At 38.9% G+C, this 17,047-nt stretch carries 14 protein-coding genes and 1 pseudogene; 6 read left to right on the top strand and 9 right to left on the bottom strand.

Features of this window, described 5'->3' with window-relative positions; genetic code table 11:
• The first annotated feature begins 139 nt into the window (after positions 1 to 139).
• On the top strand, positions 140 to 2,614 hold the full coding sequence (locus tag ESZ48_RS17330; RefSeq protein WP_129018781.1) for a zinc-dependent metalloprotease: 2,475 nt from the start codon (positions 140 to 142) through the stop codon (positions 2,612 to 2,614).
• Positions 2,615 to 2,673: 59 nt separating this feature from the next.
• Here the strand turns inward: ESZ48_RS17330 and ESZ48_RS17325 are convergent, their stop codons facing one another.
• The gene (locus ESZ48_RS17325) at positions 2,674 to 3,453 is read right to left on the bottom strand and encodes an alpha/beta hydrolase (protein WP_129018762.1); all 780 of its coding nucleotides are present in this window, start codon (positions 3,451 to 3,453) and stop codon (positions 2,674 to 2,676) included.
• A 213-nt stretch (positions 3,454 to 3,666) separates the two neighbouring features.
• On the opposite strand from ESZ48_RS17325, the gene ESZ48_RS17320 reads away from it, so the two are divergent.
• On the top strand, positions 3,667 to 4,149 hold the full coding sequence (locus tag ESZ48_RS17320) for a hypothetical protein (RefSeq protein ID WP_129018761.1): 483 nt from the start codon (positions 3,667 to 3,669) through the stop codon (positions 4,147 to 4,149).
• Positions 4,150 to 4,231: 82 nt separating this feature from the next.
• Here ESZ48_RS17320 and hemL read toward each other — a convergent pair whose 3' ends face one another.
• The 4 genes from hemL to ESZ48_RS17300 are packed head-to-tail and all read right to left on the bottom strand — an operon-like array spanning position 4,232 to position 7,608.
• Positions 4,232 to 5,518 carry a glutamate-1-semialdehyde 2,1-aminomutase gene (gene hemL, locus ESZ48_RS17315; RefSeq protein ID WP_129018760.1) on the bottom strand — a complete coding sequence of 429 codons (1,287 nt, stop codon included), beginning with the start codon at positions 5,516 to 5,518 and terminating at the stop codon, positions 4,232 to 4,234.
• 3 nt (positions 5,519 to 5,521) lie between these two features.
• A complete protein-coding gene (locus tag ESZ48_RS17310) occupies positions 5,522 to 6,361 on the bottom strand; it encodes a glucosaminidase domain-containing protein (protein ID WP_129018759.1) in 840 nt (279 codons plus the stop codon).
• A 7-nt stretch (positions 6,362 to 6,368) separates the two neighbouring features.
• Entirely contained in the window at positions 6,369 to 7,280 is a 912-nt protein-coding gene (locus ESZ48_RS17305) for a 1-aminocyclopropane-1-carboxylate deaminase/D-cysteine desulfhydrase (protein ID WP_129018758.1), read from the bottom strand.
• 4 nt (positions 7,281 to 7,284) lie between these two features.
• Positions 7,285 to 7,608, bottom strand: coding sequence for a hypothetical protein (locus ESZ48_RS17300; RefSeq protein WP_129018757.1), 324 nt, complete (start codon positions 7,606 to 7,608; stop codon positions 7,285 to 7,287).
• 104 nt (positions 7,609 to 7,712) lie between these two features.
• Between ESZ48_RS17300 and ESZ48_RS17295 the strand changes: the two genes are divergently transcribed.
• The 4 genes from ESZ48_RS17295 to ESZ48_RS17280 all read left to right on the top strand — a co-directional run bounded on the left by ESZ48_RS17295 (position 7,713) and on the right by ESZ48_RS17280 (position 12,269).
• Positions 7,713 to 7,898, top strand: a complete 186-nt coding sequence (locus tag ESZ48_RS17295; protein WP_129018756.1) for a DUF5522 domain-containing protein — start codon at positions 7,713 to 7,715, stop codon at positions 7,896 to 7,898.
• 14 nt (positions 7,899 to 7,912) lie between these two features.
• On the top strand, positions 7,913 to 9,907 hold the full coding sequence (locus tag ESZ48_RS17290) for a urocanate hydratase (protein WP_129018780.1): 1,995 nt from the start codon (positions 7,913 to 7,915) through the stop codon (positions 9,905 to 9,907).
• 16 nt (positions 9,908 to 9,923) lie between these two features.
• Entirely contained in the window at positions 9,924 to 10,472 is a 549-nt protein-coding gene (locus ESZ48_RS17285; protein WP_129018755.1) for a DUF4136 domain-containing protein, read from the top strand.
• A 129-nt stretch (positions 10,473 to 10,601) separates the two neighbouring features.
• Positions 10,602 to 12,269 (top strand): SulP family inorganic anion transporter, encoded by a 1,668-nt coding sequence (locus tag ESZ48_RS17280; RefSeq protein WP_223266496.1) that lies wholly within the window; start codon positions 10,602 to 10,604, stop codon positions 12,267 to 12,269.
• 49 nt (positions 12,270 to 12,318) lie between these two features.
• Here the strand turns inward: ESZ48_RS17280 and ESZ48_RS17275 are convergent, their stop codons facing one another.
• From ESZ48_RS17275 to ESZ48_RS17260, 4 genes and pseudogenes are all read right to left on the bottom strand, one after another.
• Positions 12,319 to 12,552 (bottom strand): hypothetical protein, encoded by a 234-nt coding sequence (locus ESZ48_RS17275; protein WP_129018754.1) that lies wholly within the window; start codon positions 12,550 to 12,552, stop codon positions 12,319 to 12,321.
• A 62-nt stretch (positions 12,553 to 12,614) separates the two neighbouring features.
• Complete coding sequence (locus tag ESZ48_RS17270) at positions 12,615 to 14,765, bottom strand: alpha-ketoacid dehydrogenase subunit alpha/beta (RefSeq protein WP_129018753.1); 2,151 nt, start codon at positions 14,763 to 14,765, stop codon at positions 12,615 to 12,617.
• Positions 14,766 to 14,832: 67 nt separating this feature from the next.
• Positions 14,833 to 15,123, bottom strand: a pseudogene (locus tag ESZ48_RS17265) (GxxExxY protein); the annotation flags it as partial.
• Positions 15,124 to 15,410: 287 nt separating this feature from the next.
• The gene (locus ESZ48_RS17260) at positions 15,411 to 16,760 is read right to left on the bottom strand and encodes a dihydrolipoamide acetyltransferase family protein (protein WP_129018752.1); all 1,350 of its coding nucleotides are present in this window, start codon (positions 16,758 to 16,760) and stop codon (positions 15,411 to 15,413) included.
• Positions 16,761 to 17,047: the final 287 nt, after the last annotated feature.

The following is a 17,047-nucleotide window of genomic DNA, read 5'->3' as shown; positions in this document are numbered from 1 at the left end:
AATACCAAAAAGTGCTCACTTCAATAGTTAAATAAATATTAAAGTTTTTTGCAATACCCTATGAATGTTACGTATTCCGTATTTTCACTTTTTAAATTTTAAAACTCCTAACATTTTGAAAAAACTTTCCTTAAGTGTGATGTTTTTGGCGTCGCTCTTCTTTGTTGTGTCTTGTTCAACTACTAAGAAAGCATCCAAATCATCAACTCCCGTTAGCGCCAGTTCGGATGCCGCAAAAAAACCTGGAAAAAATGACATCCAGCCGTATAGCAAAGTCATTACCAAAGATGCTGTAAGCGATCCAGGATTGTTTACCGTCCACAAAATAGATGAAGCCTATTTTTATGAAATTCCCGATTCTTTATTCGAACGTGAAATGCTCATGGTAACCCGTATTGCCAAAACAGCCAGTGGTTTAGGCTTTGGTGGCGGTAAACAGGGTGAGCAAGTCTTGCGTTGGCAAAAAAAGGATAAAAGAGTATTACTCCGTATGGTTTCTCACAGTGTAGTCGCCAGTGACACTCTTCCTGTACATGAAGCGGTTGTGAATTCCAATTTTGAACCTGTTCTATTCAGCTTTCCTATAAAAGCTTTTGGCAAGGATTCGTTGACCACGGTAATTGATGTCACCGATTTATACAATAAAGATGTAAAACCCTTAGGTTTACCTGATAGAAGCAGAAAACAATATAAAGTGACACGTTTGGATACGGATCTCTCGTATATTGAAAGTATAAAAAGTTACCCATTGAATATTGAAACACGCCACGTAAAAACTTACAATGCGAGTGAACCTCCTTCCAATGCGACAAGTGGTGCTATTTCTATAGAACTCAGTAACTCCATGGTCCTTTTACCAAAAGAACCAATGAAACGCAGAATTTTTGATCAACGCGTTGGTTGGTTTACAAGCGGACAAATAGATTACGGATTGGATGCCCATGAAAGCAAACGAGTCACCTATTTGGACAGATGGCGTCTTGAGGTGAAGGATGAAGATATTGAGAAATTCAAGCGCGGCGAATTGGTTGAGCCTAAAAAACAGATTGTCTATTATATAGATAGAGCGACTCCTGAACAATGGCGTAAATATATCAAACAAGGTATTGAAGACTGGCAAGTGGCCTTTGAAGCCGCCGGATTTAAAAATGCTATTATCGCAAAAGATCCCCCAACAGTTGAAGAGGATCCAGATTGGAGCCCAGAGGATATTCGTTATTCTGTAGTGCGCTATTTAGCCTCTCCTATCCCAAATGCCAATGGTCCTCACGTAAGTGACCCAAGAAGTGGTGAGATTTTAGAAAGTGATATCAACTGGTATCATAATGTCATGACCTTATTGCGCAATTGGTTCTTTGTACAAACAGCAGCCATCAATCCGGAAGCACAGAGTGTGAGATTTAAGGATGAAATCATGGGAAGATTGATTCGTTTTGTGTCTTCGCACGAAGTTGGGCACACCATAGGTCTACCTCATAATATGGGAAGTAGTGCAGCTTATAAAGTGGACGATTTACGTAACCCAGAATTCACTAAAAAGTATGGAACTGCACCATCCATCATGGATTACGCACGTTTCAATTACGTGGCACAACCAGGGGATGAAGGTGTTGCTTTAATGCCAAACATTGGTATTTATGATAAATACGCTATTGAGTGGGGTTACCGTCCAATTTTGGATGCAGCTACTCCAGAAGATGAAAAGAAAACTTTAGACAGTTGGATTCTTAAGCATGCTGGAGATCCAATGTACCGTTTTGGAAGACAACAAAGTGGCGGTGTCATTGACCCTAGCTCTCAAACTGAAGATTTAGGTGATGATGCCATGAAAGCGAGTGCTTACGGCATTGCCAACTTAAAACGCATCGTTCCAAACCTTATCAAATGGACTGCAGAAGATGGGAAGGATTATGACGATTTAGGAACCATGTATGGCGAAGTTTTAGGCCAATACAACCGTTATATGGGACACGTTACTGCGAACATTGGTGGTGTTTATGAAATTTACAAAACCTATGATCAAGAAGGCGCTGTATACACACCAGTTGATAAAGCCAAACAAAAAGAAGCGTTGCAATTCCTTCAAAAAGAATTGTTCACAACTCCAGAATGGCTTTTGGACAATGATATTTTCAATAGAATTGAATTTGATGGTAGCTTAGAGCGTATCCGCAGCACGCAGACCAGAACACTTGATAACATTCTTGATTTTGGAAGAATGCAACGTATGAGTGAAAATGAAACCATCAACGGAAATGATGCTTATGGATTATTGGCCATGATGCAAGATTTACGCAAAGGTATTTTCAGTGAGCTGAACACAGGGAAGTCGATAGATACTTACAGAAGGAACCTTCAACGTGGCTATATTGATCGTATGAACTACTTAATGACTAAAGAACAAACGCCGATCCCAGCAAATTTCAGACGCTTTGTTTCAAGAACGAATGTAGATGTAAGTCAATCAGATATCAGAGCCATCGCAAGAGCAGAACTGAAAACTTTAGAAGGCACTATCAGATCTGGATTGGCCAGAACAAATGACACCATGAGTAGAATCCATTTAACGGACGCTCTACAACGGATTGATGCCATATTAAATCCGAAGAGTTAAACTCTTCTATATTAGTAATAAATATAAAAAATGCTTCAGGAAGTTCTTGAAGCATTTTTTTATTTCAAAACCTTTTCAATACCATTTCTGTAGGCTTCAAAATCAATCAGGTTATTATGTCCTCCACCTGCAATTTCAAAAAATGTAGCTTGTGATTTAGGCAAGATTCCGAAAAGTTTCTTACCAGATTTAAATGGCACAATACCGTCATCCGTACCATGGAAAATAACTATCGGACATACGACAGAAACGATAAATTCATTGGTAGGAAATTTATACTGCAATATAGATCTTACCGGAAGAAATGAAAATCGCGACTTAGCCATATCCACCATACTATAATAAGGAGTTTCCAGAATCAGTAATTTGACTTGGTTTTTAGAAGCGATATAGGCTGCAATTCCTGTTCCCAATGACCTTCCGTAAAGTGTAATTTCAGAATCAGAATAGCTTTGTTTTAAGTAATTGTAGCCATATTGGGCGTCTTTGTAAAAGACGGCTTCACTTAATTTCCCTGTACTTTTTCCATAGCTGCGATAATCCATAATAAACACATCGTAGTCCATTTTTACAAAGAACTCAGCAATGGTTCCCCATCCGGACAAATCGCCCGCATTGCCATGAAAATAGAAAATCACCCCTTTGGAATGTTCAGCTTTAAAATGAAGGGCATTAATCACAGCATCATCGGCCGTTTCCAAAAACACTTCCTCAAATGGATGATTGAATTCATATTGATAATCCTGCGGTAAAACCGTTGGCATAAAAAGAATTCTCTCTTGTAGAAAATATAAGGATGCTCCAATCATAATATATAAAGTAACTATAACGAGTAGCATTTTTTTAAGTTTTTGTTTGATATGAGACTTAGTTTTCAAAGTTCAAATTTCAGGTTTTAGGCTTTTAAACGTTGACAATTCATTAGGTTATTAATCGTAATCCTTTGTTTAATAGACATGAATCCTCTAGCAAATCTACTTTAAATTATTTAGGTTTTAAACTATTCATCCTATTGTCAGTCATACTACTACAAACCTTTAAAACAAGTAGACATGAAAAAGCTAATAATGATTCTGATTGCAGTTGCAACACTACAGGTTTCTGCACAAGACCAAAAAAGAGAAATGAAAAAACAGCGCATGACTTCCAAAATGGATTATTCTCCTGAAGAAATGGCGCAACTCCAATCTAAGAAATTGACATTAAAACTCGATTTGGACGCCAAACAACAAAATGAAGTATCCGCTTTACTTTTGGAACAAGCAAAATTAAGACAAAGTAAAAAAGAAGCGTATTTAAAATCTAAAGACAAAGAAGAGACTAAGACGTTTTCAAAAGAGGAGCGCTTTAAAATGGCAAACGCCAGGTTGGACCAACAAATTGAAATGAAGAAAAAAATGAAAGGTATTTTATCTACAGAACAATATGAAAAATGGGGTAAAATGACCGAAGAACGCAGCCGTCATGGCAAAAAATACCATATGCATTCCATGCATAAAAAAGATGGGATGCCTCAACAAAAAGCAAAGCAGTAATTTATAATCATAATTTACAAAAACAAAAAAGGGAGTTTCTAATTAGAAATTCCCTTTTTTTTTACCTATACGCCAATGAGATTTAAAAATCTTTACTGACGATTTCAACCGCTTTTATAGTCGCATCCAAGTCCTCATAACTCAAGGCATCAGATATAAACCACGTTTCAAAAGCACTTGGAGCAATATAAATGCCTTCTTTAAGCATGCCATGAAAGAAACGTTTAAAGGTCTCATTATTAGCCTTTGCAGCAGTTTCAAAATCATACACCTCATGCTCTTCAAAATGGATAGAAATCATGGACCCCATTCTATTGATGGTATGCTTCACATTGTTGTTTTGAAGCGCCTTCGCAATCCCGTGATGCAAGTATTCTGTTTTCTCTGCTAAACGGTCAAAAACCGTTCTATCGTTATTCAAATATTGCAACATGGCCAATCCTGCAGCCATGGCCAACGGATTACCACTTAAAGTCCCTGCTTGATAAACAGGACCAAGTGGTGCCAAATAATCCATGATTTCATTTCTTGCGGCAAAAGCGCCAACAGGTAAGCCACCACCGATAACTTTTCCAAAACAAACGATATCTGCATTGACACTATATAACTCTTGTGCGCCACCTGCAGCCAATCTAAATCCGGTCATGACCTCATCAAAAATCAACAGTATATCATGTTGATCACATAAGGTTCTTAACTTCTGTAAAAAATCATCTTTCGGCGGAATACAGCCCATATTTCCTGCAACGGGTTCAATGATGATACAGGCTATTTCACCTTTGTTCGCTTCCACTAATTCGGTTACATTAGCAATATCATTGAATTTAGCTAAAAGTGTATCTTTTGCAGTGCCTTGTGTCACTCCTGGACTATTTGGTGTGCCAAATGTAATGGCACCAGAACCCGCAGCAATTAAAAACGCATCACTATGTCCGTGATAACACCCTGCAAATTTGATGATTTTATCCTTTTTGGTAAACCCTCGTGCCAATCTTACCGCGCTCATACAAGCTTCAGTTCCTGAATTTACGAATCTTATCTTATCGATGTTGGGTACCATAGAAATTGCCAATTCAGCAATCTCCGTTTCTATGGCTGTGGGCATTCCAAACGAAGTCCCTTGTTTCGCCTTTTCAATAACAGCATCCACTACTGGATCAAAAGCATGGCCAAGAATCATCGGTCCCCATGAGTTGATATAATCGATATACGTATTTCCGTCTTCATCATGGACATAGGCCCCTTTTGCCGATTTTGCAAAAATCGGGGTGCCACCTACGGCTCCAAATGCTCTTACTGGCGAGTTGACACCACCTGGAATAACTTTCTCTGCTTCTTTAAATAAACTACTACTGCGTTGATATAACATGAACTAATTAGCTTTTATTATGAGTATTTGACCTACTTGTAAATCATTGTTGCGCATTCCGTTCAATTTTTGTAATTCGTTAACGGAAAGATTATAGCGTTTTGAAAGGGAATACATCGTATCTCCCTGAACTACCTTATGGGTCACTTGAGATGCAACTTCTGTTCTTCTCGGTTTTGATGTGGTTGTTCCTAGAACTTCTTGGTCAAATTTATATAACTGAAATCGCTCAATCAAAGTGATCAATTTATCTGGATATTTTCTATCGGTAGCATAACCTGCCGCTCTTAAGCCTTTTGCCCAACCCTGATAATCATCAAGATCCAGTTCAAATAATTTTGAATAACGCCCGCGGGATGTCAAAAACTCAGAGTGGTCTTCAAAAGATTGTTCGGCATATTTATATTTTCTAAAGCATTCTTGCGAGGCATCGTCATCATGATGGATTTTATCACCTGCCCAACCATGACATTTAATTCCAAAATGATTATTGCCCTCAACAGCCAATCTCCCTCTTCCAGAACCCGATTCTAAAATGCCTTGTGCCAAAGTGATACTCGCAGGGATTTTGTGCGTTCGCATATTATTCTTGGCAATTTCACTGTAAGTAGCAATATAGATTTCGTTGACATTTAAATTTCCGGACGGCTTAGGAGTCGTCACCACAGGCCTCCCATCTCGAGACTTATCATCTGATGGACTGGTAGTACGTCCATCTCTAACAACCCGTTCGGTTTTTGCTTTAGCATGTTTCTTTTTAGTAACAATACGTTTCTTTCCCCCACAACTTGCAAGGGTCAACGCCAGTATCAAAACCATTAATAATCTCAGACTAAATTTCATAGATAATTTAAATAATTAAAGGCCATTTCTTTTTTCTCAATAGTTCATTCATTCCAGAAATCCCCTGTAAACCACCAGTATGAATGACCAGTATTTTGGATTTCTCAGGAAAGAACCCATGGTTCAATAAATCCATTACGCCAAACAGCAACTTCCCAGTATAAACAGGATCCAACGGGATGTTATGAGCGCTCTTAAACTGATTCATAAAACCGATTAATTCGGGATTTATTTTAGCATAGCCACCAAAATGATAATCAGTGATAAGTTGCCAGTTTGAATTTTCAGCAAACTTACTAATTTCTTCTTGCAAAAAATCACCTTTTAATGCAGGAAAGCCCAGAATCTTCTGATGTGGTTTAGAGGCATTAATGATTCCAGAAATCGTTCCTCCAGTCCCGACGGAACAACAGATATAATCAAATTCAGAATCTGCATCTAACAAAATTTCCTCACAGCCTTTAATGGCCAAATCATTGGTGCCGCCTTCAGGAATTAAATAGAAATCGCCAAACTCACTTTTTAAATTCTTAATGAATTCTGCAGAAATTTTATTCCTAAATTCCTCTCGGGTGACAAATTTAAACATCATGCCACAATTTTTTGCGAATTTCAAGGTGTGATTAGCCTCTATTTTATCCACCAACTCCTCGCCTCTTATCACACCAATCGTCTTGAAACCCAATTCTTTTCCCACCGCAGCAACCGCAGCAATATGATTTGAAAAAGCACCGCCAAAAGTCAATAAGATATTACTTCCTTCAGCTTTTGCTTGCGCCAAATTGTATTTTAATTTACGGTATTTGTTACCTGAAATATAGGGATGGATGAGATCCTCCCTTTTGATACTAACAAGATGCTTATAATTTGAGCCTAAGTTTAAGCTTTGGTTTTTTGAAAGATGTACTTGAAAATTCATGGGTTCAAAGATATTTCAAAAAGTTCCAAAATGGACGTTTTTTAAGATATTCTAAGTCATTTTCATTTTGATATGCCTCACGTTCAAAAGATATATTGTGATACGCCTCATGCCAATTCTTAAAATAAACATAGCGCACTAAAAATTCAAGACCATACCAGATAAAAAAAGGGAGGATTAAAAGTTCTAACTGTTGTTTCAGATGAATCCGTTCATGGTTTACAAAAACTTTATTAAGTTTGAGGTAAGCGTGCTTTACAAACACAAAAGGAAACAGGGCAATACCTGTAAACCCTTTAGGAACGATATATTTTGAGACTAATATCATGAATAGAGTTTAAAAAACCGTGAGACTATCTATATTTTGGGTCTGAAAACTTGGATCTTGAGTCACGGAATTTTTTCTCGAATTTACACTATCTTTGTAATACTATGAAGAAAATTGTGCCTCTTGAAGAAGGCGATTATTATTTGACCCCAGAAGGTTACCGCTGTTTTACTGCTCAATATTTACTCAAGCGTGGTTATTGTTGCGAAAGTGGCTGTAGACACTGTCCTTATGGTTTTGATCCTTCGACCCAGCTCAGGACTGGCAAAAATAAATTAAAGAAAAACTAATGCAAAGTACTTCCATTTCTTTTAAAGATCAAATTTTAGAAGGCATCCCAAGCGTTTTACCCCCAGCAAAACCTTATGATGAGGCCATCAATCATGCGCCAAAACGCAAAGACATTTTATCTGATGAAGAAAAAAAATTGGCCTTACAAAATGCTTTACGGTATTTTGATCCAAGTCAGCACGCGGAATTACTTCCAGAATTTAAACATGAATTAGAGACCTACGGCAGAATTTATATGTACCGGTTGCGTCCGGACTACAAAATGTACGCCAGACCGTTAGATGACTATCCTGCAAAATCAAAACAAGCAGCGGCCATCATGCTGATGATTCAGAATAATTTAGATTATGCCGTTGCGCAACATCCACATGAACTCATTACTTATGGCGGCAATGGGGCTGTGTTTTCAAATTGGGCACAGTACCGATTGACCATGAAGTATTTGGCGGAAATGAATGATGAACAAACCTTGACCATGTACTCCGGACATCCTATGGGCTTGTTTCCAAGTCATAAAGAAGCACCAAGAGTTGTGGTTACAAATGGCATGATGATCCCGAATTACTCAAAACCCGACGACTGGGAGAAATTCAATGCTTTGGGCGTTACGCAATACGGACAGATGACTGCTGGAAGTTATATGTATATCGGTCCGCAAGGCATTGTCCACGGCACTACCATAACTGTTCTGAACGGATTTCGAAAAATAAATAAAATGCCAAAAGGAAACCTGTTCGTCACCTCTGGTTTGGGAGGCATGTCTGGTGCACAACCAAAAGCTGGAACAATTGCCGGCTGTATTACGGTTTGTGCCGAAGTCAACCCAAAAATCACACAAGTAAGGTTAGATCAAGGTTGGATTGATGAGAAATTTTCAGATTTAGATCAATTGGTGCATAGAGTAAAACAAGCGAAAGCAGATCAGGAAACCGTTTCTATTGCCTATTTGGGGAATATCGTTGATGTCTGGGAGAAATTTGATCAAGAGCAAATCCATATCGATTTAGGCAGTGACCAAACCTCATTACATAACCCTTGGGCGGGAGGCTATTATCCTGTTGATATCTCTTTTGAAGATGCCAACGAGATGATGGCGAACAATCCGAAGCTCTTCAAGGAAAAAGTTCAGGAAACCTTGCGTCGTCATGCGAGAGCAATAAATAAACATACTGAGAAAGGTACTTATTTCTTCGATTATGGAAATGCTTTTCTATTGGAAGCGTCACGCGCAGGCGCCGATGTAATGGCCGATAATTCCACTTTAGGACGTGAATTTAAATTCCCAAGTTATGTGCAAGATATTATGGGACCTATGTGTTTTGATTTTGGCTTTGGACCATTCCGCTGGGTTTGCACCTCAGGAAAGCCCGAAGATTTAGCCAAAACCGATGAAATAGCTTGTAAGGTTTTAGAAGATATAAAGACCAATTCTCCTGAAGAAATCCAGCAACAAATGGCGGATAACATTCAATGGATTAAAGGCGCACAAGAGAATAAGTTAGTGGTGGGCTCACAGGCCAGAATCCTATATGCAGATGCTGAAGGACGCACAAAAATCGCTCAAGCTTTCAATGATGCCATTGCGAAAGGTGAAATCGGTTATGTGGTTTTAGGACGCGATCACCATGATGTTTCAGGTACGGATTCCCCCTATCGGGAAACTTCAAATATTTATGATGGATCTCGATTTACCGCAGATATGGCCATCCAAAATGTGATAGGCGATAGTTTTAGAGGAGCCACTTGGGTAAGCATACACAACGGCGGTGGCGTTGGTTGGGGCGAGGTTATTAATGGTGGATTTGGTATGGTTCTTGATGGTAGTAAGGACGCGGAAAGACGTCTAAAGTCCATGCTTTTTTGGGATGTTAACAATGGTATTTCAAGACGTAGTTGGGCTAGGAATGATGAAGCAATATTTGCCATAAAGCGAGCTATGGAAGCTGAGCCAAATTTAAAAGTCACACTTCCAAACCTAGTGGACACTGATTTATTGAACTCTATATAACCTAAATAAAAATGCTATGAACAAAATATTAACAACAGTAACAATGGCTCTGCTCCTAGTAGTAGCAACCTCCTGTAGCTCAGTAAAAGTTGCGGCAGATTATGACAAGAATGCAGATTTCAACCAGTTCAAAACCTTTGCTTTTTTTAAAACGGGCATTGACAAGGCGGAAATTAGTGACCTTGACAAACGTCGTATTTTAAGAGCCATAGAAAGTGAACTTATGGCCAAAGGCTATACGAAATCTGAAAATCCAGATCTCTTGGTCAGCATTTTCACAAAATCCCGTGACAAAGTGAATGTTTATAATAACGCTTACGGTTACGGACCATACGGTTATGGTTGGGGATGGAGCCCATATTATTGGAACTCTGGATATAGTTCAGTTTCTACTTCAACAGAAGGCACACTATATGTCGATCTGATTGACGCCAATAAAAAAGAGTTGGTATGGCAAGGCATGGGTGTGGGATATTTGGCAGATCGCATGGATAAAAAAGAAGAACGTATCAAAGAATTTGTTGCAAAAATCATGGAGAAATATCCTCCGGGAGCACAAAAATAATATTAAGGATTAATAAACTTCAAAGCATCAATTTTAATAATTGATGCTTTTTTTATGCATAAAAACTACGAGCGAAAGTAGCCTTCCTTTCTAAAACCCTATCTTTGCCCCCTTTAAAGTGCAAAAATCATGATGTTTAGCCAAACAAGAAAAAATTTCACCCAAAACCCGAAAAATGACATCCTCGCAGGCATTACCGTATCATTAGCCATGATTCCTGAGGTTGTCGCTTTTGCTTTTGTGGCACAAATAGATCCTTTGGTGGCATTGTCAGGCGCATTTATTGTGGGATTAATTGCCGCAATTTTTGGAGGCAGACCTGGATTAATTACGGGTGCTGCCGGTGCTGTAGCCGTTATTTTTGTAAACCTTATTTCTGAAGGACATTCTAAAGGGATGTTGTTTGATACCCCTATTGAAAATATGGGCTACTTTTATTTATTGGCAGCTGTTATATTAATGGGACTCATTCAAATAGGCGCTGGCGTTTTAAAATTAGGACGTTTTGTGCGTTTGATTCCCCACTCAGTGATGATGGGGTTTGTCAACGGGTTAGCAATTGTAATATTTTTGGCACAAGTGCGCATGTTCTCTCACAAAGAATTAGAAATAGGTGCGGACGGTTTAAAAACGTATATAAACATTCCGATGCAAGGTTCTGAATTATACATCATGCTAGGTCTTGTGGGGCTAACAATGGCTATAATTTGGTTACTTCCTAAATTAACCACAAAAATACCTTCAGCTTTAATTGCAATTATCGTTACAAGTGGTGTTGTTATTTTTGGAGGTCTTGATGTAAGCACCGTTGGCTCGTATATTATAGAAGGTGGTGGCGAAGGTTTGAAGGGCGAATTTCCAACTCCCAATACCGAACTATGGCAAAACCTACCGATCAATTTCGCTACACTTAAGTTCATCCTTCCTTATGCGTTTTTAGCTGCTTCTGTAGGACTTATCGAATCTCTAATGACCATGAACTTAGTAGATGAACTAACAGACACTCGCGGGAATGGAAATCGAGAATGTGTAGCACAAGGCGCAGGAAATATGGTAAGTGGCTTATTTGGAGGTACTGGAGGTTGTGGTATGATCGGTCAAACCGTTATCAATATTAATGCCGGTGGTAGAGGGCGTTTATCCGGAATTGCAATGGCGTTGACTTTATTAACTTTTATTTTATTTACCGCTCAATATATTGAACAAGTTCCCATTGCCGCTTTGGTAGGCGTCATGTTTATGATGGTTATTGAAACATTTGCCTGGTCCAGTTTCAGGATCATTAGAAAAATTCCGGTTGCAGATGCATTTGTACTTGTAACTGTATCAGCAGTAACGGTCATTTATGATCTTGCAATTGCTGTATTTATTGGGGTTATTTTGTCTGCTCTTGTATTCGCATGGAAAAATGCAACAATGATTAGAGCACGCAAACGCGTAAGCGAAGACGGTACAAAAATTTATGAAATATGGGGCCCTTTATTTTTCGGTTCTGTTCAGAATTTCAACAATAAATTTGATGCCAAGAACGATCCTCAAAATGTAGTCATTGATTTTGTAGAATCACGTGTCAGCGACCATTCAGCGTTGGAAGCTATTTTTAATTTGGTAAAAAAATATGAAGCGGAAGGCAAAACAATTAAACTCAAACATTTAAGCGAAGATTGCAAAACCTTGATGTATAAAGCGAGTCCTAAATTTAAGGAAGTCATTATTGATGCCATCGACGATCCCCGTTATCATTTGGCGGCAGATCCAGAAAAATTTACAAAACCACTTTCTGAATATAACTTATAAAAAAAAGGCGACTCAAATGAGCCGCCTTTTTTTTACATGATCGAAATGATTAATTATCTTTTTTATCCTTTATTTTGACGTCGCCATCATCATCAGTTTTGATTTTGACCTTTCTATTTTCAGTTTCCATTTTAATTTTGTCACCATCTCTACTAACTTCAATATCAGCACCCTCATCCTTCATTTCGTTTATTATTTTCTCTTTTTCCGTCTCTTCTCTACAAGATGTCAATGAGATGGTCATAAACAATGACATGAATGTCATAAAAATTACTTTTTTCATAATACTAGGTTTTAATGTTTGATGTGAAATTACCAAGTATTAGCGGCTCAAGTTGACTCTAATCAGTAATTAAGTAACTCATTTATTTTAGCCTTAACCTTTTCCGTACTCGGAATCATTGTCTCCTCCAATATGGAATTAAGGGGAATGGCGGGCATATTTTCACTTCCAATGGTCATCACTGGGGCATCCAAAAACTTAAAACACTCTTCCTGAATTTTTCCTGCCAAAGCTCTCGCAAAAGAATTATTTGAAGGTTCTTCAGTAACAACAAGACATTTCCCTGTTTTTCTGACGGATTTCATAATGGTTTCTTCATCCAAAGGAAACAAGGTTCTCAAATCAATGATTTCGATTTGATCTCGCATTCCCATTTCTCCAGACGCATTATACGCCCAATGCACGCCCATTCCGTAAGTGACAATTGTGATGGTCTCTTTTCCTTCTTGCTTCCAAATTTCTTGAAGTACCCAAGCTTTCCCAAAGGGCAATATATAGTCCTCCGCAGGCTCAACAGAAGTGGCTCCTTTAGTCCCTGGAACCTTGCTCCAGTACAAACCCTTATGTTCTAAAATAACGACTGGATTTGGATCGTAATAAGCCGCTTTCATCAGCCCTTTTAAATCGGCGCCGTTGCTTGGATAAGCAATTTTAATTCCTCTAATATTGGTCACGATACTTTCAACGGACGACGAATGGTATGGACCTCCACTCCCATAAGCACCAATTGGCACGCGCAAAATCATGCTTACAGGCCACTTTCCATTGGATAGGTAGCAACTTCTACTCACTTCAGTAAATAATTGATTCAAACCTGGCCAAATATAATCAGCAAATTGAACCTCAACAATGGGTTTTAGTCCAACAGCACTCATTCCAACGGTTGATCCCACTATAAAAGCTTCTTGAATTGGGGTGTTAAACACCCGTTCGTCTCCAAATTTTTGAGCCAAGGTTGCCGCCTCTCTAAACACGCCGCCAAGTCTCGCTCCGACGTCCTGTCCATATAACAGACATTCTTTATGCTTTCTCATCAATTCTTCCACAGCAAACAGGGCACAATCGACCATAACGACTTTCTCCGCACCTTTCGGCGAACGCTCGCCGGTTTCTTCGGTAATTGGGGTTGGTGCAAAGTCGTGCGTAAATAAATCTTCTGGCTTGGGGTCTTCGGCTTTTAGAGCCAGATGAAAATCTGCCGCTACAGCCTCTTTTGCATCATTTTCTATGAGTTCTAAATCATCGTTTGTAAATCCGCGATCCAACAATTGTTGTTTCAACACTGGGTAAGGATCCCTTGACCTAGCTTCTTCCAAATCATCACGATACCATTCCATCCGCACACCAGACGTATGATGATTCAGTAAAGGTACTTTAGCATGTACTAAAAATGGCCGACGCTCTTTGCGAATGGTCGTTATAACTTCTCCAAGAGCTTCATAACTTTCTATGAAATTAGCACCATCAATCGTTATGGCTTCCAAACCTTTAAATCCTTTAGCATATTCAAAGGCATCTTGTGCCCTGATTTCTGCTGCAATGGCAGAAATATCCCATTCATTATCTTGTACCAGATATAAGATGGGCAACTTTTTCAAGACAGCCATTTGGAACGCTTCTGCAACTTCACCTTCAGTCACGGAAGCATCACCCAAAGAACAGACAACAATTGGGGACGTCCCATGAAGGCGAGAATACTCTGAATGCACTGAAGGGTTATAATCGCTTGAGGATTTTTCCCCCGAATGATGCAAAGTTGTCGCTGTTTCGTTTTCTTCTTGAAAGAGCGTACCGCTTTCGCGATACTTAAAGCCCATCGCAACGCCAGTCGCTGGAATGGCTTGCATTCCCGTAGCAGACGATTGGTGCGGTATTTTTGGTTTATCGATATCTCTTAAACTGGGATGTGCGTAATAGGTACGACCTCCAGAAAATGGATCGTCTTTTTTAGCCAACAATTGCAACATCAAATCGTATGGTCTCAATCCAAAAGATAGCAGCATGGCATCATCCCTGTAATATGGAAACGCATAGTCTTGCGGCAACAATTGCATTCCGAGAGCTATTTGAATGGCTTCGTGCCCTCTTGAAGTGGCGTGTACGTATTTGGAAACTTGTTTGAAATTAGCTTCGTACAATTCTGACATCGCCTTCGCGGTACAAAGGTTTGTAAAAGCTTTACGAAATATTTCTTTTGGAATATTGTGGGTCATTTTGATTTATTCTCTTTTATTTATAGCAAAGTTTGCTAAAGTTTTGAACTCTTTAATTCGGAGGGTTTTATAAATTATTTACTATTCTATGAATTCCTTCTTTCAATAACCTAGAATTAAAATTCATCAGTAATCCTAATTTCAAATCTGATAATTTCAGATAAGTCAATAGTTGTGCGTAATGAACAGGTGCCAAATTTTCGACAGATTTTATTTCAATAATTATTTTATTTTCAACCAATAAATCTAATCTATATCCAATATCCATTTTTACTTCTTTGTATATGAATGGCATTGGAACTTGCTGCTGAACCGAAAGACCTCTTTCTCTCAAATCATAAGCTAATGCATTTTCATAAGTTGATTCTAGTTAACCAGGACCAATACTCTTATGCAATTCTAAAGCAATTCCAATAACTTTAAAAGAAAGTTCATTCTCTGTCATCATCTAATTATTTCACGCAAAGCAATATAAGAAATTCGCAAAGCACGCAAAACATCTTGGCGTTAAAATCTTTGCGTGGAAATTGAGAGTCATTGATGGATAAAAAAGGATTTCACGCAAAGTAAAATAAGGAATTCGCAAAGCACGCAAAATCTTTGCGTTAAAATCTTCGCGGTCTTTGCGTGGAAATTGGGATGCATTTATATTTTTCTATTAACATCAAATTGCTCGAAATAATCGGCAACGCGGCGCACAAAACTGCCGCCTAAAAAACCATCAACCACACGATGGTCGAAGGACAGAGACAAATACATCATGCTTCTGATGGCAATCTCATCACCCTTTTCAGTTTCCATGACTTCTGCTCTTTTTTTGATAATCCCCAAAGCTAAGATGGCCACTTCAGGTTGGTTGATAATGGGGGTTCCCATCACACTTCCAAACGTCCCAACGTTGGAAATAGTAAAGGTGCTGCCTTTGATATCGTCACCTCCCAATTTATTTTCCCTGGCTTTGTTCGCCATCTCATTGACATTTTCTGCCAATGTTTTCAAATCTTTTGTATCTGCATTCTTCACAACTGGGACAATCAAATTCCCACTTGGTAAGGCTGTTGCCATTCCGATATTGATATCTTCTTTCACGATGATGTCACTACCATCCACAGAGGCATTGATGTTTGGAAAATCCTTGACCGCTTTTGCAACCGCTTCAACAAACAAGGGCGTAAATGTTAAACGTTCGCCATATTTTTTTTGAAAAGCCTCTTTATTGGCATTTCGCCAATTGACCATATTGGTCATGTCGGCTTCCACATAAGCGGTGACGTGGGGCGACGTGTGTTTTGAATAGACCATATGATCAGCAATCATTTGCCGCATCCGGTCCATTTTTATGATTTTACCTTTCCCTTTATCGAAATTCAATTGTGGAATGCGGTAAGCGGTGGGGTCTTGCGCTACGGCTTGTGTAAACTTATAGGGCCTTCCCTCTCCTATATAATTGAAGACATCGCTTTTTCGTAATCGTCCCTCATGTCCAGTGGCTGGAATTCTCGCCAACTCCTCATAGCTAATATGTTGTTCTTTCGCTATTTTTTGGATTAAAGGGGAAAAGAAATCCCCTCCTGGCCTCCCCGAAGAGGAGGAAATATTTGAAGTTGAACTTGAAGTAATTGGTCTTGAAGTAGATCTCGTCGCTTCAGGTTTTTTTGGCGTTTGCTTTGTTTTTTCTTCAGAAACTTCAGAATTAGAAGGAAGAACAACTTTTTCAATTGAAGTTATATCTTCCGAAGCCTCAAAAATTGCAATAATTTCTCCAACTGGAACCACGTCCTTTGCCTGAAATAGTGTTTGTATCAGTTTTCCAGATTGAGGTGCTGGGACTTCATTATCTACCTTATCGGTGGCGACCTCCAAAATGATATCACCCTCTTCAAAGGAATCGCCTTCATTGATGAGCCAACTGATTATGGTTCCCTCCGTGATACTTTCGCCCATTTTGGGCATCTTTAATTCCCACGAAAGTGGGAATCTCTTTTCTTTACTCATTTTATCTAATTTTCAAACCGACTTAAATTCAAACCTATAAGGTTTTAAAACTTGCGGGTTAACCTATTTTATTTCTACTACAATACTTTCTTATTATTATCGACATTGCGTTAGCGATTGAACGGTTTGTTTGAGCTCTCCCGACTTTTCGTCGGGAAGCGAGTAGTGAAAGCGCGACCCTTGGGTAACGCCCAACTATTTCAAACTATAATCTTGCTCCGCTTATGATATGTTATCCGTCATAGCATTGTAATTAATGCCAGGAACTGAATATGGTATCAACCCCT

The organism is Gelidibacter gilvus (assembly GCF_004115975.1).
GTDB lineage: Bacteria > Bacteroidota > Bacteroidia > Flavobacteriales > Flavobacteriaceae > Gelidibacter > Gelidibacter gilvus.
This window is presented reverse-complemented; position numbering and strand designations above follow the sequence as displayed.

Coding starts and splice junctions, on each gene's coding strand:
- ESZ48_RS17300 (WP_129018757.1), bottom strand. CDS start 7,608: ATGATATTAGTCTCAAAATATATCGTTCCTAAAGGGTTTACAGGTATT.
- ESZ48_RS17330 (WP_129018781.1), top strand. CDS start 140: ATGTTTTTGGCGTCGCTCTTCTTTGTTGTGTCTTGTTCAACTACTAAG.
- ESZ48_RS17295 (WP_129018756.1), top strand. CDS start 7,713: ATGAAGAAAATTGTGCCTCTTGAAGAAGGCGATTATTATTTGACCCCA.
- ESZ48_RS17275 (WP_129018754.1), bottom strand. CDS start 12,552: ATGAAAAAAGTAATTTTTATGACATTCATGTCATTGTTTATGACCATC.
- ESZ48_RS17305 (WP_129018758.1), bottom strand. CDS start 7,280: ATGAATTTTCAAGTACATCTTTCAAAAAACCAAAGCTTAAACTTAGGC.
- ESZ48_RS17270 (WP_129018753.1), bottom strand. CDS start 14,765: ATGACCCACAATATTCCAAAAGAAATATTTCGTAAAGCTTTTACAAAC.
- ESZ48_RS17280 (WP_223266496.1), top strand. CDS start 10,602: ATGATGTTTAGCCAAACAAGAAAAAATTTCACCCAAAACCCGAAAAAT.
- ESZ48_RS17320 (WP_129018761.1), top strand. CDS start 3,667: ATGAAAAAGCTAATAATGATTCTGATTGCAGTTGCAACACTACAGGTT.
- ESZ48_RS17325 (WP_129018762.1), bottom strand. CDS start 3,453: ATGCTACTCGTTATAGTTACTTTATATATTATGATTGGAGCATCCTTA.
- hemL (WP_129018760.1), bottom strand. CDS start 5,518: ATGTTATATCAACGCAGTAGTAGTTTATTTAAAGAAGCAGAGAAAGTT.
- ESZ48_RS17285 (WP_129018755.1), top strand. CDS start 9,924: ATGAACAAAATATTAACAACAGTAACAATGGCTCTGCTCCTAGTAGTA.
- ESZ48_RS17260 (WP_129018752.1), bottom strand. CDS start 16,760: ATGAGTAAAGAAAAGAGATTCCCACTTTCGTGGGAATTAAAGATGCCC.
- ESZ48_RS17310 (WP_129018759.1), bottom strand. CDS start 6,361: ATGAAATTTAGTCTGAGATTATTAATGGTTTTGATACTGGCGTTGACC.